This is a genomic window from Pontibacillus halophilus JSM 076056 = DSM 19796 (genome assembly GCF_000425205.1).
Classification (GTDB): Bacteria; Bacillota; Bacilli; order Bacillales; family BH030062; genus Pontibacillus_A; species Pontibacillus_A halophilus.
The window spans coordinates 30,876-54,045 of record NZ_AULI01000012.1; the positions used below are offsets into that span (position 1 = coordinate 30,876).

Genomic DNA, 23,170 nt, shown 5'->3' on the forward strand with positions numbered 1-23,170 from the left:
TTGAATACCGTCATGGTGGTTCGTCAAGGAGGTACAGCCATGCCACAGAAGCGTAATTTGCCCTTATATTTAGTTGCTTCCGTTCTCTTTGGAATTAAATCGTACATTTTATATCGGTTTGTATTCAAGCTTTCAATGGAGAACGGTCTACAAGAATTAATTTTGCTCATCAATCCATTTGCGACTGCGCTCTTATTCTTTATGTTCGCAGTCTGGTTTAAACCTGAGAAACAGGTCAAGTACATTAGGAGGATCAGTCTTGTATTGACGCTCATTCTGTACTTTAATCTACTATTCTATCGTAATTTCACTGACTTCCTTACCTTCCCGCTGCTCTTCCAATCTAGTAATATGAGCGACCTCGGAAGTAGTATTATGGGGCTTATACATGGCCCTGATTTACTGCTATTTGTAGATGTCGTGCTTGTTTACTATCTAAGTAAGCGAGTGAATTGGTCCGCCCAACCTATGTTCAGACAAACGCGTACAGCTATTACGGGCCTTGCGTTCGCTCTATTGATGGTGAATGTAGCATTGGCGGAAACAGAACGACCAATGCTCTTCACAAGAACGTTTGACCGTGAATACCTGGTTAAGAATATTGGCGTATTTAACTATCATATTTATGACGCTGTCTTACAATCAAAGTCTAAAACACAGCGAGTGTTTGCCGATGGAAGTGAAATCCAAGAGATTGATCAGTATATCGACAACCAAGCGAGCGCGGACGGCGAATCAGAGTTGGCCGGTGTAGCGAAAGACAAGAATGTGATTTATATTTCTGCAGAATCGCTACAAACGTTTGTGCTCGGGAAAGAAGTGAATGGGAAAGAGATTACGCCGTTTCTGAATGACCTTATGAAAGACAGTTATTACTTTGAGAACTTTTACCACCAAACTGGGCAAGGTAAAACGTCAGATTCTGAGTTTATAATTGAAAACTCACTCTATCCGTTATCACGTGGCTCTGTATTCTTTACGAACGCACAGAATGAATACAATGCAGTCCCCGAAATCTTAAGTGAGTACGGCTATACGTCAGCAGTATTACACGCAAACAACGGAAGTTTCTGGAACCGAAACGTTATGTATGAGTCATTAGGCTATGATGAATTCTTTACAGAAGATGCGTATACGGTGAACGAAGAGAATTCCATTGGCTGGGGGTTAGATGATAAAGCATTCTTTGACCAGTCTGTTGACAAGTTGAAACAGCTAGAAGAGCCTTATTATGCCAAACTTATAACGCTTACGAATCACTTCCCATTTGAAATGCCGGAAGAACAGAAGAGTATTGACGAGTTACAAACGGGTTCTGAAACGTTGAACAACTATGTGACGACAGTACGGTATATGGATGAAGCCATTCAGCAATTCTTTGAGAAACTGAAAGAGTCTGGAGAATATGAAGACAGTGTCATTGTAATCTATGGAGACCACTATGGAATTAGTGAAAACCATGATACAGCCACTGCAGAGTTCCTAGGTAAAGAAACGATTACACCTTATGACCATGTCCAGCTTCAACGTGTCCCGCTATTCGTTCACGTTCCAGGTCATGATGGAGAAGTGAAGTCAGAAGTGAGTGGACAAATTGACTTAAAACCAACCGTTTTAAGCATGCTTGGCGTTCAGAATAACGAAGATATTACGTTTGGTACGGATTTATTTAGCGAAGACCGAAAAGAGTTTATTGCGCTTCGTAACGGGAGCTTCGTGTCTAAGGATCATGTCTATACAGGCGGAACTTGTTACGACAGGGAAACGGGAGAAGTCGTAGCAGAAGGGTGCCAACCTATTAAAGAAAAAGTGGAACAAGAATTGAATTATTCAGACAGTATTATTTACGGTGACCTCTTCAGGTTCTTCCAATTCGAACATGAAGAAATGCCAAAGGAATAGATTGTCATATTAAAGAAGCCTTGCTACGTATCGTGTAGCAAGGCTTCTTTTTATTAGGGGGGATAAAGGATGGGGGAGACGTTTTATCATAATCGGTATGATTTTAGTACGCTTAACGACCATATTGCTACGCTACAGAAGCGGTTCTCGTTTGTATCCGTTCACATCATTGGTCAGTCTGTTCTGGGATTGCCAATCTACGAACTGCGTATCGGCAATGGGGAGAAAGAAGTACATTGGAATGGTTCCTTTCATGCAAATGAGTGGATCACTACGCCTTTGTTGATGAAGATTGTAGAAGAGTATTTACAAGCTTTGGAAGGGAATTCAGAAATTGAATCGGTACGTGCACTAGAGTTATATTACTCCACAAGTTTGTCTGTTGTACCTATGGTAAATCCAGATGGCGTAAACTTAGTTCATCATGGAGCTCCTCACCATTCCTATTATCGTGAACGAGTAAAAGAGATGAATGAAGGACATATTAATTTCTTACCATGGAAAGCTAATATTAGAGGTGTCGATTTAAATAATCAATTTCCGGCTCATTGGGAGGTAGAGAAACGTCGTAAACCTGAGTCTCCAACCTTCCGCGATTACCCAGGTAAACGGCCATTATCAGAGCCAGAAAGTTTAGCTATGTATAAACTAGTTCAAGATCGGAATTTCACCCGTGTACTTTGTTTCCACTCTCAGGGGGAAGTCATTTATTGGGGCTATCAGCATCTTGAGCCCTCACGCGCAAAGAATGTCGTTGAGGCGTTTCGGAGCGTGAGTCAATACATTCCAGTTCAAACTGTTGATAGTCATGCTGGATTTAAAGATTGGTTTATTTTCGAAACGGGAGAGGAAGGGTATACCGTTGAAATAGGTAAAGGAATTAACCCGCTTCCATTTTCTACATTTCAACATCATGTGGCACGAGTGAAGAAGCTAGCGGTCCAATCACTCTTACTCTAAACTGGGTTGAACTACTTACAGCAAGGGATGAAGCAATGTGACTACATTATTTACGTTTAATCACGTGTCAAAGCACGTATTGAGTGATCTCTCATTTACTATAGACAAACAAGACCGGGTCATGCTCTTAGGGCCTTCTGGAGCTGGGAAGAGTACGTTGCTGCACTTGTTTAATCGAATGACGAGCCCGGATTCAGGCGAGGTGTATTATAAGGGGAAGTCCATTGAAGAAATGGATGTAAGACGATTAAGAAAAAACGTCGGACTTCTTATGCAGTCTCCGAATCTCTTCCCTGGTACGGTTTATGACAATCTAAAGTATGGACCAGAGTTGTTCGGGGAATGGGAGGAACAACAAGGGACCGTCTTATTGGAGCGTGTTCAGTTATCTAAAGACTACCTACACCGTTCAGTTGACCAGCTCTCAGGTGGGGAACAGCAGCGCGTATCCCTAGCAAGAACCTTGGCAAATAAGCCTGACATGTTGCTACTTGATGAGCCGACAAGCGCTTTAGACCAACGAACCATTGATGAAATTGAAGGAGTTTTACTGGATTTATTAAAAGAGAACGAAATGACCATGGTGATGATTACTCACGACATGGAGCAAGCGAAGCGTCTAGGAACAAGAGCGTTATATGTAGAGGATGGGCAACTTCTTGAAGAAGGAGCACTACCTAATTTGTTCGATCAACCGAAAACGACACAACTGCAACAATTCTTATCGTAGTATTTAGAGGAGCGATTGCTAGTGGATACAGCACCTAACCTGTCAAATTTATCTCTTTTATACTTAAGCATTTTCGTACTGATACCGTTATTTCTATCTTATTATTATCAACTTGGTGTAAATAAAGATATCCTATGGTCTTCGCTACGGGGGACAGTTCAGCTGTTTCTTATTGGATTCGCTTTAAATTACTTATTTAACCTGCCGCCATTAATCGGAATCCCATTCTTAATCACAGTCATGATTGTAGTAGCAAGCTTTCATGCACGTAAGAAGGGGACGGGACTTCCGAACGTTCTGCCGACCATACTGATTGGTCTAGTCTTAATCGAGGGGGGCGTACTCGCTCTTTGGTTACTCTTTGACTTAATTCAATTCATCCCATCTCAAGTTATTCCGATGAGTGGGATGGTTATAGGAAACAGCATGATTGCGATGGGATTAGCCTTGGAGCGTATGAAAAGTGAATTTAAAGAAAACGAAGGTCGTATTCTCGCTGCACTTTCTTTAGGAGCAGCCCCTGATGCTGCTTCTCACGTTATTGTGAAGAAAACGCTCGGAGCCGCGCTTATTCCGAATGTCGATAAACTTAAGACGATTGGGCTTGTTCAATTACCTGGTATGATGACAGGGTTAATATTGGGTGGGGTCAGTCCTGTGATTGCGATTAAATATCAACTCGTTATTTCTTTGAGCATTTTCTCTGCAGTTTCGTTAAGTGCCATTTATATCACCCTAATCATGTATCGTTATTACTATAATGACACGATGCAATTAGATTTAGATAAGGCGCGTAAATCATAAAAAAGCCTGCCGCTTCTCACTGAGAACCGGCAGGCTTTTTAACCCCTTTGTTAAATCATATCCTTTAATTCTTTGACGATTGTTGCAATGGAAAAAAAGCCAAAGACTAAAGCACAGACGAATGAGAACGCGACAGCAAACAAATTCTTCCGCTTAACTTCGCGTACAACCGCCCATAAACATAAGAGCGTAACCGCAAACAGCATAATTGCTAATACCATGAATGCTTAACCTCCCTTATACCCTTCCCCTTTGCACATTACGGGCTAGTCTACTACTATATATGTAGTACAACTTGTCTTCCCATTTATTTTAAACCACATTTTTCTATTTGTCGAGAAAGCTTATAAACTTTTGAAATGGAGGATTATCATGGATATTGAACAACTGCCACTTGGTCCATTAGGTACGAATTGCTACCTTGTACACCATAATCATGAAACACTCATTATTGACCCTGGAAGTGAACCGGATAAGTTAAAGCGAATGATTGAACGCCGAGGGTTATCGCCTATCGCAATCTTATTGACGCACGCCCATTTTGACCACATTGGAGCGTTGGAGGGAGTGCGTGGTGAGTACAACATTCCTGTGTATGTTCATGAACTTGAAAAGGACTGGCTTAAGGATCCTAAGTTAAATGGATCAGCATTATTTCCAATGGCTACTTCTGAAATTGTTGTAGAAGAAGCAAATCATTACCTTCAACCCGGTGAACTACATATCGGTTCTTTTCAGTTTGAAGTTGTTCACACCCCTGGCCATTCACCTGGGAGCGTTTCGTTGATCTTTCATGATTCAGAATTTGTAATTGCAGGCGACACGCTCTTCCAACGTGGAATTGGTAGGACGGATCTCCCTGGAGGGGATATGGATACGCTAATTACGAGCATTAACAATGAATTGCTTTCACTTCGTGATTCGTATACCGTATACCCCGGTCATGGACCAGCAACTACGATTGAGGCTGAGAAAGTACAAAATCCGTTCCTATAAATAAGAAAAACCCTCCTACCTGAAGCTCGAGGTACGGAGGGTTTTTGCTTAGTGACCGAATGATGGTGTAAGTAAAAATGTAGAGTAATACGTAAAACCAATAAAGAAAACGGTCAAATAGGCTCCAAAAATGTACATGTACATTCTTTCGGATAGTTTTAAGTAACCGAGCCCAAGAAAGAATACGGTTTGAACTAATGATAAGATGGAAGCGTTGTACAATTCCCCTACATAGAACATTACCGTGAAGATTCCTGTCCAAAAAGCTAGAACACGAAACGTGCGATCCATGCCCATCCCCTCCTTTTTATGACAATGGTTACTTATCATGGTTATTATAAACGTTTACATGTGTGTTGTAAATGAAGCTTTGACAACGTATGCATGGAATTCGTAAGCCTTTGTTTAAAAATGGGTTAGAAGGTTCGTTCAGAAGAGTAATGTCCATTGATTTATTATTTGTATTCCTTTGACTAACCCCCGTTATTGTGCTCAAACCTATTCTAGGGTGCCCCTTTCGGAAAACGATTCTATGTACAAAACCTTGTAAAATCAACGTATATGGAAGTTGTACAAATGTTAAACAGAAAAAATTTAGAATTAAAGGTTTTCACCGCTGTACAACGGGTATACAAGAACCATAAGGAAGCAATTGTACGATGTTGAAGAAGTAGCTAATTTTTTTTGAGCATTTAACTGTACAAAAGTTATACAAAATGTGTACAATAAATTTAACTAATAGGAAAGGGAGTTGGGTGATGAGTAATTTAACGTTTTATACGTATCCGAGTTGTACCTCTTGCAGACGCACAAAAGCATGGTTGAAAAGTCAGGAAGTAGGATTTGATGAGCGTCATCTATTTCGTGAAACTCCTACACGTGATGAACTAAAGGAAATTCTTCAATTAACAACAGAGGGAATTGATGAAATTCTGGCTACAAGAGGAAAGACATTTAAGGCGCTTGATGTAGATATTAACGATCTTAGCCTTAACGAATTTGTAGACCTTGTCATTGAGGAGCCAAAGCTATTGAGAAGACCAATCATTACAGATGGGAAGAAGCTTGTTGTTGGGTATAACGTGGATGGTCTGCGTAGTATTTGCAAACATAGTTCTGACGAGTTAGTCAGTCAAATTTCTTAAAAGAAGAACTGGGCTAGTTGGATTCGAACCAACGAGTGACGGAATCAAAATCCGCTGCCTTACCGCTTGGCTATAGCCCAATGTGAGTACACGGATAGATTGTGTAAAACTGCTTTGTTCTATTCAATAATCTTATAAAAAAGTTAAGGATGCCTGTGAACAAACAGACATCCTATTTTGTTTACTCTAGAACTATTTTGTAAAGATTGGAACGGTGACGCTTGCCGCCAGCCTGCTCTTCTATATAGTAATCCACACTTTCCCCGTCCTCTTCATTAGTTTCAAAGGTTGCTGTAACGGTCCCATAGGGAAATTCATATACAATGACACCCTGACTTCCAGCTTGCTGATGATAGGCGTCTTCACGAAATGATGCACGCCCCATTTGGTAGAGCGTATTCATCCTAACTAATTTCGCTTCATTTTCCACCCAGTCCATCATCGTGTAATAAGACGTGATGCCATACGTGATGGCTGCTAAAAAGAATGTAAATAGGAACAACAGGATGGGGAATATAAACCCTTGCTCATTTGTAGATCTTAAACGTTTTCTCATAGTTCTCTCCTGATTGCATCACGATGGCAATGTTCACCATTCCGGATTCTTTCGTATTCGTCATGTGGGCAACTCCTCTTAATAAATACACATTTCCTTCTCCATTCACCCGTTGTCTAATGTTAGATCCAGCTAGTTCAATTGATACTTGTTTGTGGTCTGGTGTTAAGATAGTTAGTTTTTGTTCAGTTACCTCAAGCTCTTGAAGATGTGCTAAAGACTGTTCCAACACATGAAAGAAGACCGAGACCTCCTTTTGTTCTGAATGAAGATGATACTGAAAGATGTAGGAAGTCATGCTTGGTAGGAGAGATACAATTAGGAGCATCACGGTGACTGCCAACATGGTTTCAATAAGTGTGAAGCCATTACTATTCCTGCTTGACATATAGGCACTCTTCCTTTGAAGTTCGAAAGGTTGTCCAAGTTGCACAGCCTCTTACATATTGTTCTTCTAAGGCAATGGTAAATGTAATCGGATGTTCGTTCACTTTCTTTGTGTAAGTAGCGGATGGGGAAGAGCTTGTAGCTTGTCGATACAATTCTCCTTCTAATTGATGAAGGACTTCTGTTTCAATGTGTAAGGCTTCCATTTCTTTATGAAGAGTGACGGCCACTGGCAATAGTGAGCTTGTCACAATCAAGAAGATATTTAATGACAACATGGATTCTACAAATGAAAAGCCATGTTCACGGTTTGACGTAAAATCGGGATGAGCCGAACGGAAATACAAGTGTATGCTCCTTTCCATGATTAGAAATCTTCATCGTACCCGGCTTTTGAATCGTGCCAGATTCGTTGTAATGGATTGGGTTTGTAAGCGTTAGAAACCGAATAGAAGTAGAAGACGGGATTTCACGCTCATAAAGTTTCTTAGTCCCTTGGTAGACAGCATAAGCATCCTTTGAAAAGTAAATGCGATGGTAATGGGATTCAGCAATTGATTGCTGCTGAACGGCTAATAAATCATCTTCAAGTTGTTGGATAAATAAGTTGAGGCGTTGTTTATCAAGTAACTGTAAGCCAATATGAACCGTAAGTGACAAGGTTGTAATAAGGATGAACAAAACAACTGACATTTCCACGAAAGTAAATCCCCGTTCAGAACGTTTCATCAAGAGGTGGGTGACTGACTAGCCTTTACCGTACCGTCAGCCCCAATGACTAGTTGTTCTCCTCCAGGACAAGTATCTTGTTCAATGTAATCGCCTTCCACTAAATTTGATAAGGTAGGCAATGTTCCATCATGCTCCATCTTATATGCTTGAACTTGTGCTTCTGTAAGCTTGATCATCGCCTTACAACTCTGACCTTCAACTGATTTATTATTTGATGTAATACTCGGAATGGTGATTAAGAGCAGGGTGGAGATGATCATTAGAACGATAAGCATCTCGATTAAAGTGAATCCATTTTTCTTCATGAATCTACATCCTCTCAAGTTAAAAGTTGTTCATCCACTGGAACAGCGGCATCATAATCGCTAAATAGATGCTGATAATCGAAGCGCCACACATGATCATAAAGATAGGCTGGATGAATGTCATCCCTTTCACAATTGAACCCTCCAGTTGAGTCATGATTAATTCTGCATACGTCTCCAAATCTTCATCTAACTGCCCATCCTGTTCATTTCGTGAGAAGACCTCTGAAAGTGTAGGGTGGAGAAGGGCACAAGAGGTCAGTGCTATAGGGAGGCGGACACCATTTTCAAGTTGTTGTAGAATTTGATACGTGTAATGCTTAAGGGCTGGATAATGGGGCTGCCGTTCCATAACAGCTAACGTACGTTGTGCAGATAATCCTGTTCTTGATAGTGCGCTATAATGGTAAGCAAATAAATAGGTGAGTTGAGAAGAGACGTACGTGTTCATGAGTGGGATGCGTTCCATCCACTCAACCTGCTTTCCGATGGGGAAGTGGTGCATGATAAATTTCCATACAATCCATAGAATGACTATCGCGATCATTAGCACGAAGCTTCCTAAAAGAAATCCATTTATAGCACGAAGAAGGTGTGTAATGAAGCGTGAAGAATAATGTAAGGAATCATAAAGAGTTAGAAAAGACGGAAGAAGAAAAAAGCGAAGGTAAGCCATCATTAAACTAGCAAAGCTAAAAAGGATAGCAGGGTATTGAAGTGTTTTACGTAATTTCCCTTGATAAGTATCTTGCATATGAAGCAATTGCACGCAATGCTGAAAGACTTCATGTACATTCCCTTGTGCTGGAGCGAAGTACATAAACAGTGTGACGGACTTAGAATAGGATAGGTCCCGAAAGATCTCATCCAATCGCTTTCCTTCGCGTAGCTTCTCCTGAATCACTGATGCATCGTGCCTCGCTTTCTTGTCTAATAACAGGAACTCAATGGTCTTTAGGAAAGAATACCCTTTCTTTAACAACAGCCCTATTCGGTTTAATACATAAATCTGGTGAGCCAAAGGGGGCGATTTATGGCGTTTTAATATAGCCAAGCGCATAAGCTTTCCTCCTTAAGCGGGCAAAGGGTTGAAATCCCTCTCCTTCAGTAGGAGCGTTTCCTTCGATTGCTCTTTCAAGAAGCGCCCCGTTTAACAACTCTACAATCGCTGCTCTTTTGGATTTGGAGGTAAGCGTTGGGAGGAGTTGTAAAGAAGCAACAGCAGTTAACGTTTGTTGCAGATCGGTCATAGAAATACCCATTTCTCTCAAACGATAGAGAGTGCCAAATGCATTTTTAGCATGGAGTGTCGTGATCACAAGATGTCCGGTGTGGGCTGCATGAAAAGCGAATTGAGCTGTTTCTCTATCTCGGATTTCCCCAATCATAATGATGTCTGGGTCGTGTCGGAGAGCGGCCTTTAAGCCTGTATGATAATCCATCCCTGACTTTTCGTTCACCTGAACTTGGAGGATGTCTTTCAGCGGTTGTTCTATGGGGTCTTCTAGCGTAATGGTTTGAAAGGAATGCTCTTGAAGTAAAGAAAGGAGTAAGGCGTACATTGTAGTGGTCTTGCCGCTTCCTGTTGGGCCAGTAAAGACAATCATACCGGAGGCGGTTCTCATCCATTGACTCATCAGGGTGGCTTGTTGTGGGAAGAGAAATAGTTCTTGTAATGCAGGGAGACTTTTTTGTGGGAGGATGCGGATTGCTAAGCTTTCTGTCTCGGTGAGAGGAAGGGTGGAAAGGCGTAAGGCATAGGTGAATTCTTTCTCTTGGTGTACGTAATGCCCATTTTGAGGTTTTCTCATTTCACCTATATCCATGTTGGCTGAGAATTTGAAATAGGCAAGGAGCGGGACATAGTCTGTTAAAGCTAGCCTGTCTTCGTACATTCGTTCTCCTCCAATGCGATGATAGACCATAACCTCATCTTCGTAGGGACAAAAGTGAATATCTGTTGCGCCTTGTTCAATGGCTCTTTGGATGCAGGCATTAGCTGACTTGGCCGTAACTGTCAAACGATTGTTCACCTCCATTGAATTGATACAAGCTATACTTTCGACATCTTTTGAGCAATTCCTTCAAAGAATAAACTTTTTCTTTCCACAGTATTTCCTTACCCGTTATACTTAAACGAAGCATAAAGAGAAGGAGAGGATTGCATGAAACCTTGCTTTCTAATTGGGTTTATGGGTTCAGGGAAATCATCTGTAGGTCGTGCGCTGTCAGAACAATTAGACTGTGCATTTATTGATACAGATGAAGAAATTGAGCGGCTAGCTGGTATGTCCATTCCCGAAATTTTCGAAAGGGAAGGAGAAGCGGGCTTCCGACAACGCGAGACAGAAACGTTGCGTAGTATTCTACATAGTCGCGCGGTTATTTCAACTGGTGGGGGAATCATCGAAAGAGATGAAAATGTTGAATACATGAGAGGGCAAGGGAATGTCTTGTTCTTAAATGCTCAGTTCCAAACGATTTCTGACCGGTTGGAAGAAGATGAGAATCGACCTCTTTGGAATCAGGAGCTGCAGAAAAGGAAAGACTTATACATGCGCAGGTTACCTGCGTACCAAACCGCTGCACATTATGTCGTGGAAACAGACGACCGTTCCGTTGAAGCAATTGTAAGCGAAGTGATGTCTGTATTAGGGCGTGTGTAAGTTGGACATACTAACCTTAACTGCTTCTAATGAGGTGAGGTTATGTCCGGAAACGATTATGTGAAGTTTATGACAGAAGAGCTTGTTCGTTATATGGATATGCCACAAGAAGAAAGGGAGCGACGTAAAGAGATGCGTAAAACTACTCGACAGTCTACTGAAAATGAGTTGTTTGGAGTCTTGCCTTTTGCGATTAAGTTCCTATTCCGAACCCGCCGCAAAAAATAACGTCAATTGTATTTCTTTTTGATACTTGGCAGAAAGAGCCCAGCCAATTTGGCTTGGGCTTTTCCTATGGTTTCATTACGGTTGTTGAGGATTCATGTGATAGGTATACCAATCCACAGTTGACCATTTCCACGGTGATTTGAGGAGAGAATCGTTCCTCTAGTCCTAGTAGCTCTTGTTGATAACGATTCAATCCAAGCTGTAGTTCTTCATCTTCCATAGCTGTTTCTTTCTGTAAATAATCACTATAGAAGTGATGGAGAAGTTTCTTTTCTTCATGCAGTCTTAATAGAGATTGCTTGGCCCAGTCTGTTTCTTGCTTCGTTACGTAATCATTTAAATAGGATTCCATACGTCTAAAGCCACTCTGTGGTCGAATCATTGGTGTTAGTGTAAAGCAATAGTCGTTAATCGTTGATTTTAATGGAATCCCGTCAAGGCGATCCATGAAATTGGTTAAGAGACTTCCGTGTACGAGTTGAAGACCTAGTGAGAGCAATTCATTTTTCTTTTGAGCCCCTTGATAATGAAGTATCACATTCACGTTCAGCCATGGAGTTAAGGGAGTGTGACTCCCCTCAACAGTTAGTTGTTCATATACGCGTGTTGTACGTGCCTTCTCCATCGTGGAGCGAAAGATCTTATGAAGACGCGGGGAGCCAAAATGAATCCATTCTCCTTTTTTTTCTTCACGTTGTTCTGGGTCTGTAACAATCGTTAGTTGTTGAGGGATGCCTCGTTTCCCCATGCGCTTCACATAGTTCCAATAGAATGGACGATTCATGAGCTCTTCATCGAGTTCTTCGGTTAGCTGTACGGTTAGTATGCCTTGTTGGTCATGGATGATTGAACAATTGTTCCATGTAAAGTAGTCTCTCAAATAGTGTTGGAGTTGCTGTTGTTCCATCTTATGCCTCCTTTTCTCGTTGGTGGTCTTTTGCATCTTCCATAACAGAGGTAAGATTATCCAATTTTATTCTCATTTCGCCAACGGACATGGAACTGTCCATGATCTCTTCAATCTCCTCGCCCAAGTCATCAATTCCAAGCTTCTCAAGGATGGAATCAAGGTTTCCGACGACCCGTTCAAACAATTGAATCTTCTCATAAAGGAGAGTTAGCACATGTTCCTCAATGGTTCCTTGTAATGCGAAATTATAAATGTGAACATCAGATTGTTGTCCAAATCGATGAATCCTTCCAATTCGTTGTTCAAGGCGCATCGGATTCCAAGGAAGGTCATAGTTGATCATATTACTACAGAACTGAAGGTTAATCCCCTCGCCCCCGGCTTCCGTTGCAATAAGTACCTGCGCATGATTCTGGAATAGTTGTTTCATCCAATCTTTCTTCCCTCGTTTAAATCCTCCTCGGAAAGGTACGGATGTAATGCCATGTTGCTGCAAATACCATTGTAAATAAAATTGTGAAGCACGATATTCCGTGAAGATAATAAACTTCTCCCCTGGCTTCGCTTCAAGTAACTCCACAACTTTCTGTGCTTTAGCATGGTGGGGCATGCGTTGTAAACGTTGTACCATTTCTTCAAGGTCTGTTCGACGATTGGGGTTCAACTCTTCATTCTCCATCATCTTCTTAATGGACATAAAGCAGGCCTCGCGACTGGAACATAATTCTCTAAGCAACGTGAGATTTGAGAAGCTCGAACCCATTTGTGTAATCTTACTCAAGTAGTTGTATGCTTCCATTTCAACCTCCGTAAAGTGTATAGGGACAGTTTCTACTTTTCGTTCTGTCCATTCGATACCGGTCTCGTGTCGTAAATTACGCACCATCACCTTACGGACTAGTTCTTTCAAATGTTCGTCATTCGATAGCTGCTTGCGGTCTTTTCCGAATCGTTTCGTGAATTCTTCATAATTCCCAAGGTGGCCGGGTTTTAAGATCGAGATTAAATTAAATATGTCGACAAGCTGGTTTTGAACAGGTGTAGCGGTTAGTAACAGGCAATATTTCTTCTTCAACGAACGCACAAATTCATAGTTCTTTGTTTTATGGTTTTTGAGTTTATGAGCTTCGTCAATAATCACGAGGTCATAATCGGTCTCTAATACAATCTCTCGATGAGGCGAGCGTTTCGCTGTATCTATCGATGAAACGACGACATCATGATTCCAAACATGTGCCTTTCGTTGCGCAGCGGCAGGGATATAAAACTTCGAATTCATTTCTTGTACCCATTGGTTAACTAACGAAGCAGGTGCTAAAATCAACACTTTCTTTACTAAGCCACGAATCATATATTCTTTTAGAATAAGGCCTGCCTCAATCGTTTTCCCTAGTCCCACTTCATCAGCTAGAATCGCTCTACCTTGCATCTCTTGAATGACTTGTTCAGCACATTGCAACTGATGGGATAAGAAAGATACGTGGGGGAGGTAATGTGGGCTTCTTAACCCGTCGAAACTTGGTGTAACAAGATGTTTGGCTGTGTTGTAAGCCATTCTATACAACTCCCATGAACTATGGGGCCCATCTTCTAGAAGTGGAACGTGTGTATCGGTTGGAAATGTGGTTTGGATATGTAGGTGACTTTCCATCAACCCTTTCACCTCTGCCTTCAAAGTTAGATTCCGTCTCTGATTTATCAAGCTTCCTAGATGAAGAAGCTCACATGTCACAACAATGGTCATTCAAACGGTTGAAAGTTAAGAAAATTATACCCATTTGAAATTTTCATATGCTATAATAAACCTAGATTTATTCTTACTATGCGCCGAATTGTGGCGTGATATGTATACAACATACGCGGATGAGTATGGGAGGAGAGACTGCACCCTGTAAGGAGCGCAGCGCCGAAGGAGCAAGTGAAAGGGTACTTTTTCGAATCTCTCAGGCAAAAAGACTTCCATAGGACGCATCTCTGGAGAGCGCCAATGAGGCCACCCAAGAAGCAAGTAGACAGTCGAGGTCTACCAAACTTTCTGGTGAACGGACAGAGGGAAACACGGGAACCGTGTTTCCCTCTGTCTTTTTTTATTTTTATCAATGGGAGTGGGATGATGACAACTTTAAAGAGAACTCCGTTGTTTGAACGTTACAAACAAAAGGGAGCAAAAACGGTCGACTTTGGCGGATGGGAAATGCCTGTCCAATTTTCCTCTATTCTTGAGGAACATGAAGCTACTAGAACGAAAGCTGGATTATTTGATGTTTCCCATATGGGAGAGATTCATGTATCGGGTGCTGGTGCTGAGGACTTTCTCCAATCGTTACTTACAAATGACATAAAGAAATTGACACCGAACCGCGCGCAGTATACAGTCATGTGCTATGAAAATGGAGGAACGGTGGATGATTTAATCGTCTATAAATATTCTGATAGCAGTTATTTACTTGTTGTGAACGCAGCAAATACAGACAAAGACTTTCAATGGGTTAACAAGCATGCACCAAGTGATGTGAGTGTTCAAGATGTTTCAGGAGACTATGTTCAACTTGCTTTACAAGGGCCGAAAGCTGAGGCAATCTTGCAACGGTTAACAGATACAAAGCTTGATGAAATTAAATTCTTCCGCTTTGAACCACAAGTCACTTTCCATGGAGTAAATGGAACTGCGCTTGTCTCTCGAACTGGGTATACAGGAGAAGATGGGTTTGAAATCTATCTTTCTCCAGAAGGTGGTCAAAAGTTGTGGGATGCAATTCTCGCTGAGGGAGAGACAGAAGGAGTGGTTCCTGTTGGTCTAGGAGCAAGGGATACGCTTCGTTTTGAAGCAAACCTAGCGCTATATGGCCAAGAGCTTAGCAGTGAAATTACGCCTATTGAAGCCGGAATCGGTTTTGCAGTTAAGACGGATGGTGATGAAGAATTTATTGGCAAGTCTGTCTTGAAAGAACAAAAAGACAACGGGGCTAAAAGAAAGTTAGTTGGCATTGAAATGATCGATAAAGGTATTCCTAGGAACGGGTATGCTGTGTTCGTTGGGGAGGAAGAGATTGGGTTTGTAACTTCAGGCACTCAATCCCCGACTCTCAAGAAGAATGTTGGATTGGCTCTTATTCAAGCTCCGTATGCAGAGTTAGGAAATGAAGTGACTGTTCAAGTTCGTAAGCGTAAGTTGCAGGCGCAAATTGTACGTACACCATTTTACAAACGAAATAAGTAAAGGGAGGGTATTCAATGGGGTTTCGTTATTTACCAATGACAGATAAAGACCGAAGAGCGATGTTAGAGGAGATTGGTGTCGAGTCGACGGATGAACTATTTGCTGATATCCCTGAAGATGTTCGATATAAAGGGGAGCTAAAGATAAAGCCCGCATTAAGTGAGCCGGTCTTAACGAAAGAACTTTCAAGATTAGCGAATCAGAATGCGAATACAAAGGAATATACGTCGTTTCTTGGAGCGGGAGTGTACGATCACTACATTCCTTCAATTGTCAATCATGTTATCTCACGTTCAGAATTCTATACAGCCTACACCCCTTACCAACCGGAAATTTCACAAGGGGAGCTTCAGGCCATATTTGAGTTCCAGACAATGGTGGCACAGTTAACGGGAATGGATGTTGCCAATTCGTCTATGTATGACGGTGGGACGGCATTAGCAGAAGCCGTAACGCTTAGTGCGGGACATACGAAGCGTTCGAAAGTGTTGGTGTCACGAGCGGTGCACCCAGAGTCTATTCAAGTCATTGAAACCTACGCGTACGCACAAGACCTTGAGCTTGTATATATCGACCTTATAGATGGGAAGACAGACCTTCAACATCTAAAGGCTGAGTTAGACGAAGATACAGCTGGAGTTGTGGTGCAATATCCGAACTTCTATGGAGTAATTGAACCGTTGGCTGATGTGAAAGAAGCGTTAGAACAACAAGACAAGACCATGATGATTGTATCAAGCAATCCCCTTTCCCTAGGCTATTTAACTCCACCAGGTCACATGGGAGCTGACATTGTAGTAGGAGATACACAAGTATTTGGTATACCGGCTCAATTTGGTGGACCTCATTGTGGGTATTTCGCTACGACGAAGAAGCTCATGCGTAAAGTACCAGGTCGCCTAGTGGGTCAGACGGTAGACGAAGAAGGACGCCGAGGATTTGTCCTAACGTTACAAGCTCGGGAGCAGCACATTCGTCGAGACAAAGCTACGTCTAATATTTGCTCAAACCAAGCATTGAATGCGTTGGCTACGTCGGTGGCCCTATCTGCATTAGGCAAGAACGGAATAAAAGAGATGGCTTACCAAAGCATGCAGAAAGCACGATTTGCTAAGACGAAATTAGTAGAAGCAGGCGTACCTGTTGTGTATAATGATGCCTATTTCAATGAGTTTGTGGTCGATCTTGGAAAGGATGTTGCCGATGTGAACAAGGTGTTGCTTGAGAAAGGCATCATTGGTGGGTTTGACCTTGGTCAAGTAGACCAACATCTTTCCACACAAATGCTCATAGCCGTGACCGAATTACGTACGAGAGATGAAATTGAAACTTTAGCAAAGGAATTGGGGGATGTATATGCAAACAGAAAACTATCCACTCCTATTTGAGCGTAGCGAGCCTGGACGAATCGGGTATAGTCTTCCAGAATTAGACGTGCCAGAAGTGGGCCTTGAAGTAGAAGAGGTCTACGTGCGAAAAGAAGCCCCGCTGCTTCCTGAGGTAAGTGAACTTCAAATTATGCGTCATTATACAGGGTTATCAAACCGAAATCATGGTGTAGATTCTGGCTTTTATCCACTGGGTTCTTGTACGATGAAATACAATCCGAAAGTCAATGAAGACGTCGCGCGATATGCAGGATTTAGTCATATTCATCCTTACCAACCAGCTGAATCGGTGCAGGGAGCTATGGCGCTTATGTATGATTTGCAAACTTCATTAGAAGAGATTACCGGAATGGAAACAGTAACGTTGCAGCCAGCTGCGGGAGCTCAAGGAGAATGGACTGGGTTATTAATGATTCGTGCGTTCCATGAGTCAAATGGGGATCACAATCGAACGAAGGTCATTGTTCCAGACTCTGCACATGGAACGAACCCAGCTTCTGCGACGGTTGCTGGCTTTGAGGCTGTAACGGTTAAATCGAACGAACGAGGACTTGTTGATTTAGAGGACTTAAGAAGAGTGGTCGGACCTGATACGGCTGCTTTAATGCTAACCAATCCGAACACACTCGGATTATTTGAAGAGCATATTATAGAAATGGCCTCTATCGTACATGAGGCTGGAGGAAAGCTTTATTATGATGGCGCCAATTTAAATGCGATTCTTGGCTATGCAAGACCAGGCGACATGGGCTTTGATGTCGTACATCTGAATTTGCATAAGACATTTACAGGCCCTCATGGTGGGGGAGGACCAGGTTCAGGTCCTGTCGGCGTTAAGAAAGACTTGGTTCCATACTTACCAAAGCCTCTTCTTGTAAAGGAAAATGATGCGTACATCTTTGATAGTAATCGACCGCAATCAATTGGTCGTGTCAAACCTTTCTATGGCAACTTTGGGATCAACGTACGGGCATATACGTATATTCGGACAATGGGACCTGATGGATTGAAGCAGGTGAGTGAAAATGCTGTACTGAATGCGAATTATTTAATGAGGCAGTTACAGAAAGACTTTGACTTGCCATTTGACCAGCATTGTAAGCATGAGTTTGTGCTGTCTGGAAAGAGGCAGAAGAAACTCGGAGTGCGTACACTTGATATGGCGAAACGTCTTCTTGACTTTGGCTACCATCCACCAACTATCTATTTCCCTTTAAATGTGGAAGAGGCAATGATGATTGAACCTACGGAAACAGAAGCAAAGGAAACGCTCGATTCGTTTATAGAGGCGATGAGGCAAATTGCGAGTGAAGCAGAACACCAACCGGAAGTTGTGCAGGAAGCACCACACACAACGGTAATCAGTCGCTTGGATGAAACAACAGCTGCACGTAAACCGGTCCTGACCTACCAGCCGGATGCATAAAAAGAAGGATGCTCACACTTTTGTGAGCATCCTTTCATAATTATCGCTTAATTTTCCCTGACCATTTCTTGAATCCACCTTGGAGCTGGTTCAAGTTCTGGTATCCATTCTTACGAAGAATGTGGGCAGCGCGTGAAGAACGTGTTCCGTTCTGACAATATAGGTAGATGGGCTGGTCTTTACGAACTTCCTGAAGTCTTTGCTTCAACTGAGTCACAGGAATATTACGAGCACCTAAAATGTGACCACCTTTAAATTCATTCGGCTCACGAACATCGATGAGCTGTGCTTTACGATAGCCGCTCTTGAATTCTTCTTCGGATAACGTCTTCAAATATTTCTTCTGATTGAAATAACGTATTAATGAGTATGCAATAAAACCAACAAGTACAGCCAGTGGTATAATCCACGTCGTCAAATTCATCTTAATGGTTCCCCCTAATGGATCTCTCTATTTCTAAATTCTCGTTCTAACACGTGCTTTCGACAAAAATAATTATAACGCGAACAACCACGAACATCAATTCCTTCTTTGTAATGAGAAAGCATCTGTTGTATTTATGTGACATCTCCTCGAAATCTTTCGTAACAAATTCCTCATGATCGAAATAATCCCTTAAGAAGAAACGCAAGTAATCGATGTGGGTGATCCAATAAAAAGGCTCAAATCAATCAAATAAGGACAATGAAAATTAGAAAAAGTTGGATAAAGGTTAGCAACTAACAAATTACCTGATAGAAATCCAAATAGAAGAACTTTGCTTCGATATGCTTCTTAATACGCTCTTTTTTATACAATTTAAGAATTGACAAAAACCGTCGAATTTGTTCCATAAACACTATATATAGTTTTGTTTACAAAAGCGATTACTATATATTGAAAAGGGTATAAGGGCTGTGATAAGTTATTATTATCGCTTGATCGATTACATAGATTAATCTTCATGATATAGATAACTAGTATTCCTGTTGAAGGAAGAGGAGAGATACAATGGAAGCAACGACTAAAACTACTCACGTAGACATTGAACGATTGAATCAGGATATTCGATTATTTCCACAGGTTCATCCCATTACAGAAGATATGGAGCGTACGCATAAAGGAGTATCCCGTCTAGTGATGCTAGATCGTTATTCTTTCAAAGACACTGAGAAAGTGACACTAACAGACGGAGATTTTGTCGTATTAACTATTAAAGCAGATCCTAAATTCCCGGCTAGAGGCACAGGAATCATCCAATCCATTGATTGGGAAAGGAACAAAGTGACCGTTAAAGTAGACCAAGAATATATGGGAGTGTTAGATGATGAGGCTGAGGCCCAATCCGGAGTCATTATTCGTTCAATTGACGTAGTGGATAAGCCTTTAGAAATCTATTATGAACAAATTGCACTTCGAAATGCGACTGGGTTAGCCGAAGTAGAGACAGATGAACAGAAAAGAAATGAATCTTTCCACATGTTCTATAACGAGCTATCCGATATGAACTTTGTTCCTGCAGGACGTGTGTTATATGGAGCTGGGGCAGATACGGATGTTACGTATTTTAACTGCTATGTGATGCCATTCATCCAAGACTCTCGTGAAGGAATTTCTGAGCACCGTAAGCAGGTGATGGAAATCATGAGTCGTGGAGGCGGTGTCGGGACAAATGGCTCTACTCTTCGACCACGCAATACATTGGCTAGAGGAGTGAATGGGAAGTCTTCAGGCTCTGTATCTTGGCTTGATGATATTGCGAAGCTGACTCACCTTGTCGAACAAGGTGGTTCTCGTCGTGGAGCACAGATGATTATGCAAGCAGACTGGCATCCAGATATCGTTGAATTTATCATTTCTAAGATGCAAAACCCTAGAATCCTTCGTTTTCTTATACAATCAACTGAAGACGAACAAATCCGAGAGCAAGCTAAAGCGAAGCTGAAGTTTACGCCTCTTACTCAGGCTGAAACAGACCTTTATCAGGGAATTGTAAACTTCAAAGCTGTGGCAGGGAACGGTGGATTTACGAAAGAAGCGATTCATGAAGCAGAGCAAAAGCTTCGTCTAGGCGGCACCGACGCTGTGCATAACTCTGAATTTCTTACAGGCGCAAATATCTCCGTTTGTATTACAAACGAATTTATGGAAGCCGTTGAGAACGATGACTGGTACGAACTACGATTCCCGGATGTAGAGAATTATTCACCAGAGGAAATGACCATTTATAATGAGAAATGGCAGGACGTTGGGGACGTAAGAGAATGGCAGAATATGGGCCATAACGTACGCACTTATCGTAAGATCAAGGCGAAGGAATTATGGAACCTGATTAACATTTGTGCGACCTATTCGGCTGAGCCTGGAATCTTCTACATTGATAATGCCAATGAGAAAACAAATGCGACAGCCTATGGTCAGAAAGTTGTAGCAACAAATCCGTGTGGTGAGCAACCACTTGCGCCTTATAGCGTATGTAACTTAGCAGCGGTTAACTTGGCTGAGATGGCGGATAAAGATAGCAAAGAAGTGAACTTTAAGAAGCTTCAACATACAGTAGAGACTGGCGTTCGCATGCAGGACAATGTAATTGATGCGACTCCTTACTTCTTAGAAGAGAACAAAAAGCAAGCGCTTGGAGAGCGTCGCGTTGGTCTTGGTGTGATGGGTCTTCATGATTTGCTTATCTATACAGAAACAGCTTACGGCTCTAAAGAAGGTAATGAGCTTGTTGACGAAATCTTCGAGAAGATTGCTACAACTGCATATCGTACGTCGATTGAGTTGGCGAAGGAAAAAGGAAGCTTTCCATTCTTACTAGGTGAAACAGAAGAAGAGACACAACAATTGCGAGAGCGATTCATTAACACGGGGTACATGAAAGGGATGCCAGAGGATATTCGCCAAGGTATCTTAGAAAATGGAATTCGTAACTCCCATCTGCTTACAGTTGCTCCAACTGGGTCTACAGGTACAATGACAGGCGTATCTACGGGATTAGAGCCTTACTTCTCCTTCTCGTACTACAGAAGCGGACGTCTAGGTAAATTCATTGAGGTTAAAGCAGATATCGTTGAAGAGTACCTAGAGCGCCATCCTGAGCAAGACCCGAACGCACTACCGGAATGGTTCGTCACTGCCATGAGCCTATCTCCTGAAGCGCATGCAGATACACAATGTGTTATCCAGCGATGGGTCGATAGCTCCATTTCGAAGACGGTAAACGCACCGAAAGGGTATACGGTTGAGCAAGTGGAACAAGTATACCAGCGCTTATATCGTGGGGGTGCGAAAGGCGGCACCGTATACGTAGATGGAAGCCGTGATGCACAGGTGCTTACGTTGAAAGCAGAAGAGAACTCTTTCTCTGATAATCAAGAAATAGATATCGAACAACCGAGAGTGGTCCTAATGGACACTGTTCATGAATTAGGTAAGACAGATGTAACCATCGGCTCAGAAGTTGGGAATACTTGCCCTGTTTGCCGCCAAGGTACCGTTGAAGATATCGGTGGTTGCAATACGTGCACGAATTGTAATGCGCAACTACGTTGTGGTTTATAGGAATTTATTTAGCCATTAAGAGTAATGCGCTTATAAATAGAAGAACACCCCTTTAATTAGGGGTGTTTTTTTATATCTTTAACGTTTATCTATTCAGGTAAGAGGGATCTAGCAGGCGTAGTGAGGATAGGGTGAAGTGGTGCACAAATTCCAATTGAAGGGAATTGTGATAGAATTGAGGCATCAAATTTATTGTTTCTATTTCTTCTACTTCTGTGTTGAGATGGTTCGTGTAGAGGATAGCATGATTGCGATGAGGGGAGAAACGTCAACTTCCGTAATCAGGAGGAATAGGGGGCTTGCTTAATGGATGTCTTCTTTGAAATCGTATTAAATGTTAATTTGCCTGTGTTTTCATTAATAGCAATCGGTGTTTACCTTCATCGTAAATTTTCTTTTGATTTGGCAACTTTAGCAAAGTTAAACACCTATTTATTAATGCCTGCAGTGAGTTTCGCTAACATTTATGAAAGTAAACTATCAGCTGATTTAATCATGACAGTAATGGGCTTTCTCGTTATACAAAACCTTTTATTAATGGGGGTGAGTTCAGGGATTTCAAAAGCTTTTAAATTTGAAAGAGGGTTATCTTCCACCTTTAAGAACAGCGTCGTTTTAAGTAACTCAGGAAATTTTGGTTTGCCAGTCAGTCAACTCGTTTTTCAACATAATCCTTTAGGGATGTCCATTCAAATTATTGTCATGATCTTTCAAAACCTTCTAACCTATACATATGGTCTATTCAATTCAGTGTCATCTGAACGTAAGGGATTTCAAGCTCTACTATTGTTCGCAAAAAACCCTGTACTCTACGCCTTCTTGGCCGGAATGTTTCTTCAAGTGACTTCGATTACAATCCCTGAATTCATATGGTCACCGATAGAGAATACCTCGAACGCATTCTTAGCGATTGCGCTTATCACACTCGGAGCTCAAAGCGCTTTCCTTAAATTCAACAAGTTATGCACTCCATTGGTATTAAGTGTTCTAGGGAGGCTCGTGTTATCCCCTTGTATTGCCTTCATCATCATCCTACTAATAAATTTAGAAGGGACTATCGCACAGGCCTTATTTATTGCGAGTTCTTTTCCTACCTCGAGAAACAGCGCACTCTTCGCATTGGAGTACGACAATCACCCTGAATTCGCGGCACAAGCAGTGCTACTTACAACTGGATGCAGCATGGTTACAGTCACCACTATTGTGTATGTGTCTGAGTTGTTATTTGTATAATGGTTTAGGCTGTATAGTATGAAGCACTTATTTTAGGC

26 protein-coding genes, 1 tRNA gene and 2 riboswitches are annotated in these 23,170 nt (G+C 41.8%); of the genes, 14 read left to right on the forward strand and 13 right to left on the reverse strand.

Annotated elements, in window-relative coordinates; translation table 11 throughout:
* The first annotated feature begins 39 nt into the window (after positions 1-39).
* The 4 genes from H513_RS0112350 to H513_RS0112365 all read left to right on the forward strand — a co-directional run bounded on the left by H513_RS0112350 (position 40) and on the right by H513_RS0112365 (position 4,396).
* Positions 40-1,902, forward strand: a complete 1,863-nt coding sequence (locus H513_RS0112350) for an LTA synthase family protein (protein ID WP_026801030.1) — start codon at positions 40-42, stop codon at positions 1,900-1,902.
* A 69-nt stretch (positions 1,903-1,971) separates the two neighbouring features.
* Positions 1,972-2,862 (forward strand): M14 family metallopeptidase, encoded by an 891-nt coding sequence (locus tag H513_RS20200; RefSeq protein ID WP_051239966.1) that lies wholly within the window; start codon positions 1,972-1,974, stop codon positions 2,860-2,862.
* 37 nt (positions 2,863-2,899) lie between these two features.
* Positions 2,900-3,592, forward strand: coding sequence for an ABC transporter ATP-binding protein (locus H513_RS0112360; protein ID WP_026801031.1), 693 nt, complete (start codon positions 2,900-2,902; stop codon positions 3,590-3,592).
* A gap of 21 nt (positions 3,593-3,613) precedes the next feature.
* On the forward strand, positions 3,614-4,396 hold the full coding sequence (locus H513_RS0112365) for an ABC transporter permease (protein ID WP_051239968.1): 783 nt from the start codon (positions 3,614-3,616) through the stop codon (positions 4,394-4,396).
* A 50-nt stretch (positions 4,397-4,446) separates the two neighbouring features.
* Here H513_RS0112365 and H513_RS21275 read toward each other — a convergent pair whose 3' ends face one another.
* The gene (locus H513_RS21275; RefSeq protein ID WP_081658279.1) at positions 4,447-4,617 is read right to left on the reverse strand and encodes a DUF2759 family protein; all 171 of its coding nucleotides are present in this window, start codon (positions 4,615-4,617) and stop codon (positions 4,447-4,449) included.
* A gap of 151 nt (positions 4,618-4,768) precedes the next feature.
* On the opposite strand from H513_RS21275, the gene H513_RS0112375 reads away from it, so the two are divergent.
* Positions 4,769-5,392, forward strand: coding sequence for an MBL fold metallo-hydrolase (locus H513_RS0112375; protein ID WP_026801033.1), 624 nt, complete (start codon positions 4,769-4,771; stop codon positions 5,390-5,392).
* Positions 5,393-5,440: 48 nt separating this feature from the next.
* Here H513_RS0112375 and H513_RS0112380 read toward each other — a convergent pair whose 3' ends face one another.
* Positions 5,441-5,683: a DUF2626 domain-containing protein gene (locus tag H513_RS0112380; RefSeq protein ID WP_026801034.1), complete on the reverse strand. Its 243-nt coding sequence runs from the start codon at positions 5,681-5,683 to the stop codon at positions 5,441-5,443.
* Positions 5,684-6,150: 467 nt separating this feature from the next.
* On the opposite strand from H513_RS0112380, the gene H513_RS20205 reads away from it, so the two are divergent.
* Entirely contained in the window at positions 6,151-6,537 is a 387-nt protein-coding gene (locus H513_RS20205) for a Spx/MgsR family RNA polymerase-binding regulatory protein (protein ID WP_036770226.1), read from the forward strand.
* Between the two features lie 8 nt (positions 6,538-6,545).
* On the opposite strand, the gene H513_RS0112390 is transcribed toward H513_RS20205, so the two are convergent.
* The 8 genes from H513_RS0112390 to comGA all read right to left on the reverse strand — a co-directional run bounded on the left by H513_RS0112390 (position 6,546) and on the right by comGA (position 10,556).
* Positions 6,546-6,617: transfer RNA gene (locus H513_RS0112390), tRNA-Gln, on the reverse strand.
* 101 nt (positions 6,618-6,718) lie between these two features.
* Positions 6,719-7,093 carry a hypothetical protein gene (locus H513_RS0112395; RefSeq protein ID WP_026801035.1) on the reverse strand — a complete coding sequence of 125 codons (375 nt, stop codon included), beginning with the start codon at positions 7,091-7,093 and terminating at the stop codon, positions 6,719-6,721.
* Positions 7,065-7,481 carry a competence type IV pilus minor pilin ComGF gene (gene comGF, locus H513_RS0112400; protein ID WP_026801036.1) on the reverse strand — a complete coding sequence of 139 codons (417 nt, stop codon included), beginning with the start codon at positions 7,479-7,481 and terminating at the stop codon, positions 7,065-7,067. The genes H513_RS0112395 and comGF overlap by 29 nt, the downstream gene beginning before the upstream one ends.
* Positions 7,465-7,827: a hypothetical protein gene (locus H513_RS0112405; RefSeq protein ID WP_026801037.1), complete on the reverse strand. Its 363-nt coding sequence runs from the start codon at positions 7,825-7,827 to the stop codon at positions 7,465-7,467. Before H513_RS0112405 ends, comGF begins: the two co-directional genes overlap by 17 nt.
* Complete coding sequence (gene comGD, locus H513_RS0112410; RefSeq protein WP_156111453.1) at positions 7,784-8,209, reverse strand: competence type IV pilus minor pilin ComGD; 426 nt, start codon at positions 8,207-8,209, stop codon at positions 7,784-7,786. Before comGD ends, H513_RS0112405 begins: the two co-directional genes overlap by 44 nt.
* Positions 8,209-8,517, reverse strand: coding sequence for a competence type IV pilus major pilin ComGC (gene comGC, locus H513_RS0112415; protein ID WP_026801039.1), 309 nt, complete (start codon positions 8,515-8,517; stop codon positions 8,209-8,211). The genes comGD and comGC overlap by 1 nt, the downstream gene beginning before the upstream one ends.
* Before the next feature lie 19 nt (positions 8,518-8,536).
* The gene (gene comGB, locus H513_RS0112420) at positions 8,537-9,577 is read right to left on the reverse strand and encodes a competence type IV pilus assembly protein ComGB (protein WP_026801040.1); all 1,041 of its coding nucleotides are present in this window, start codon (positions 9,575-9,577) and stop codon (positions 8,537-8,539) included.
* The gene (gene comGA / locus H513_RS0112425) at positions 9,549-10,556 is read right to left on the reverse strand and encodes a competence type IV pilus ATPase ComGA (RefSeq protein ID WP_051239970.1); all 1,008 of its coding nucleotides are present in this window, start codon (positions 10,554-10,556) and stop codon (positions 9,549-9,551) included. Before comGA ends, comGB begins: the two co-directional genes overlap by 29 nt.
* 126 nt (positions 10,557-10,682) lie before the next feature.
* Here comGA and H513_RS0112430 point away from each other — a divergent pair, with 126 nt between their 5' ends.
* Both H513_RS0112430 and H513_RS0112435 read left to right on the forward strand, forming a co-directional pair.
* Positions 10,683-11,183 carry a shikimate kinase gene (locus tag H513_RS0112430; RefSeq protein ID WP_026801042.1) on the forward strand — a complete coding sequence of 167 codons (501 nt, stop codon included), beginning with the start codon at positions 10,683-10,685 and terminating at the stop codon, positions 11,181-11,183.
* A 42-nt stretch (positions 11,184-11,225) separates the two neighbouring features.
* Positions 11,226-11,411, forward strand: a complete 186-nt coding sequence (locus tag H513_RS0112435) for a YqzE family protein (RefSeq protein ID WP_026801043.1) — start codon at positions 11,226-11,228, stop codon at positions 11,409-11,411.
* Between the two features lie 64 nt (positions 11,412-11,475).
* Here the strand turns inward: H513_RS0112435 and H513_RS0112440 are convergent, their stop codons facing one another.
* Together H513_RS0112440 and H513_RS0112445 are read right to left on the reverse strand one after the other, a co-directional pair.
* On the reverse strand, positions 11,476-12,318 hold the full coding sequence (locus H513_RS0112440) for a YqhG family protein (protein ID WP_026801044.1): 843 nt from the start codon (positions 12,316-12,318) through the stop codon (positions 11,476-11,478).
* A 1-nt stretch (position 12,319) separates the two neighbouring features.
* Positions 12,320-13,972 carry a DEAD/DEAH box helicase gene (locus H513_RS0112445; RefSeq protein WP_026801045.1) on the reverse strand — a complete coding sequence of 551 codons (1,653 nt, stop codon included), beginning with the start codon at positions 13,970-13,972 and terminating at the stop codon, positions 12,320-12,322.
* Here H513_RS0112445 and H513_RS21915 point away from each other — a divergent pair.
* The 4 genes from H513_RS21915 (at position 13,891) to gcvPB (ending at position 18,355) form a co-directional block, all read left to right on the forward strand.
* Complete coding sequence (locus tag H513_RS21915; protein ID WP_169449937.1) at positions 13,891-14,103, forward strand: hypothetical protein; 213 nt, start codon at positions 13,891-13,893, stop codon at positions 14,101-14,103. The two genes, H513_RS0112445 and H513_RS21915, sit on opposite strands and share 82 nt — an antisense overlap.
* An 81-nt stretch (positions 14,104-14,184) precedes the next feature.
* A riboswitch (glycine riboswitch) is annotated at positions 14,185-14,290 on the forward strand.
* A 3-nt stretch (positions 14,291-14,293) separates the two neighbouring features.
* A riboswitch (glycine riboswitch) is annotated at positions 14,294-14,373 on the forward strand.
* Between the two features lie 61 nt (positions 14,374-14,434).
* Positions 14,435-15,541: a glycine cleavage system aminomethyltransferase GcvT gene (gene gcvT / locus H513_RS0112450; RefSeq protein WP_026801046.1), complete on the forward strand. Its 1,107-nt coding sequence runs from the start codon at positions 14,435-14,437 to the stop codon at positions 15,539-15,541.
* A gap of 14 nt (positions 15,542-15,555) precedes the next feature.
* A complete protein-coding gene (gcvPA, locus tag H513_RS0112455) occupies positions 15,556-16,929 on the forward strand; it encodes an aminomethyl-transferring glycine dehydrogenase subunit GcvPA (protein WP_026801047.1) in 1,374 nt (457 codons plus the stop codon).
* The gene (gene gcvPB, locus H513_RS0112460) at positions 16,898-18,355 is read left to right on the forward strand and encodes an aminomethyl-transferring glycine dehydrogenase subunit GcvPB (RefSeq protein WP_026801048.1); all 1,458 of its coding nucleotides are present in this window, start codon (positions 16,898-16,900) and stop codon (positions 18,353-18,355) included. The genes gcvPA and gcvPB overlap by 32 nt, the downstream gene beginning before the upstream one ends.
* Positions 18,356-18,395: 40 nt before the next feature.
* Here gcvPB and H513_RS0112465 read toward each other — a convergent pair whose 3' ends face one another.
* Positions 18,396-18,779 carry a rhodanese-like domain-containing protein gene (locus H513_RS0112465; protein WP_036770231.1) on the reverse strand — a complete coding sequence of 128 codons (384 nt, stop codon included), beginning with the start codon at positions 18,777-18,779 and terminating at the stop codon, positions 18,396-18,398.
* A 567-nt stretch (positions 18,780-19,346) separates the two neighbouring features.
* On the opposite strand from H513_RS0112465, the gene H513_RS0112470 reads away from it, so the two are divergent.
* Together H513_RS0112470 and H513_RS0112475 are read left to right on the forward strand one after the other, a co-directional pair.
* Entirely contained in the window at positions 19,347-21,899 is a 2,553-nt protein-coding gene (locus tag H513_RS0112470) for a vitamin B12-dependent ribonucleotide reductase (protein ID WP_026801050.1), read from the forward strand.
* A gap of 306 nt (positions 21,900-22,205) precedes the next feature.
* Complete coding sequence (locus H513_RS0112475; RefSeq protein ID WP_026801051.1) at positions 22,206-23,132, forward strand: AEC family transporter; 927 nt, start codon at positions 22,206-22,208, stop codon at positions 23,130-23,132.
* Positions 23,133-23,170: the final 38 nt, after the last annotated feature.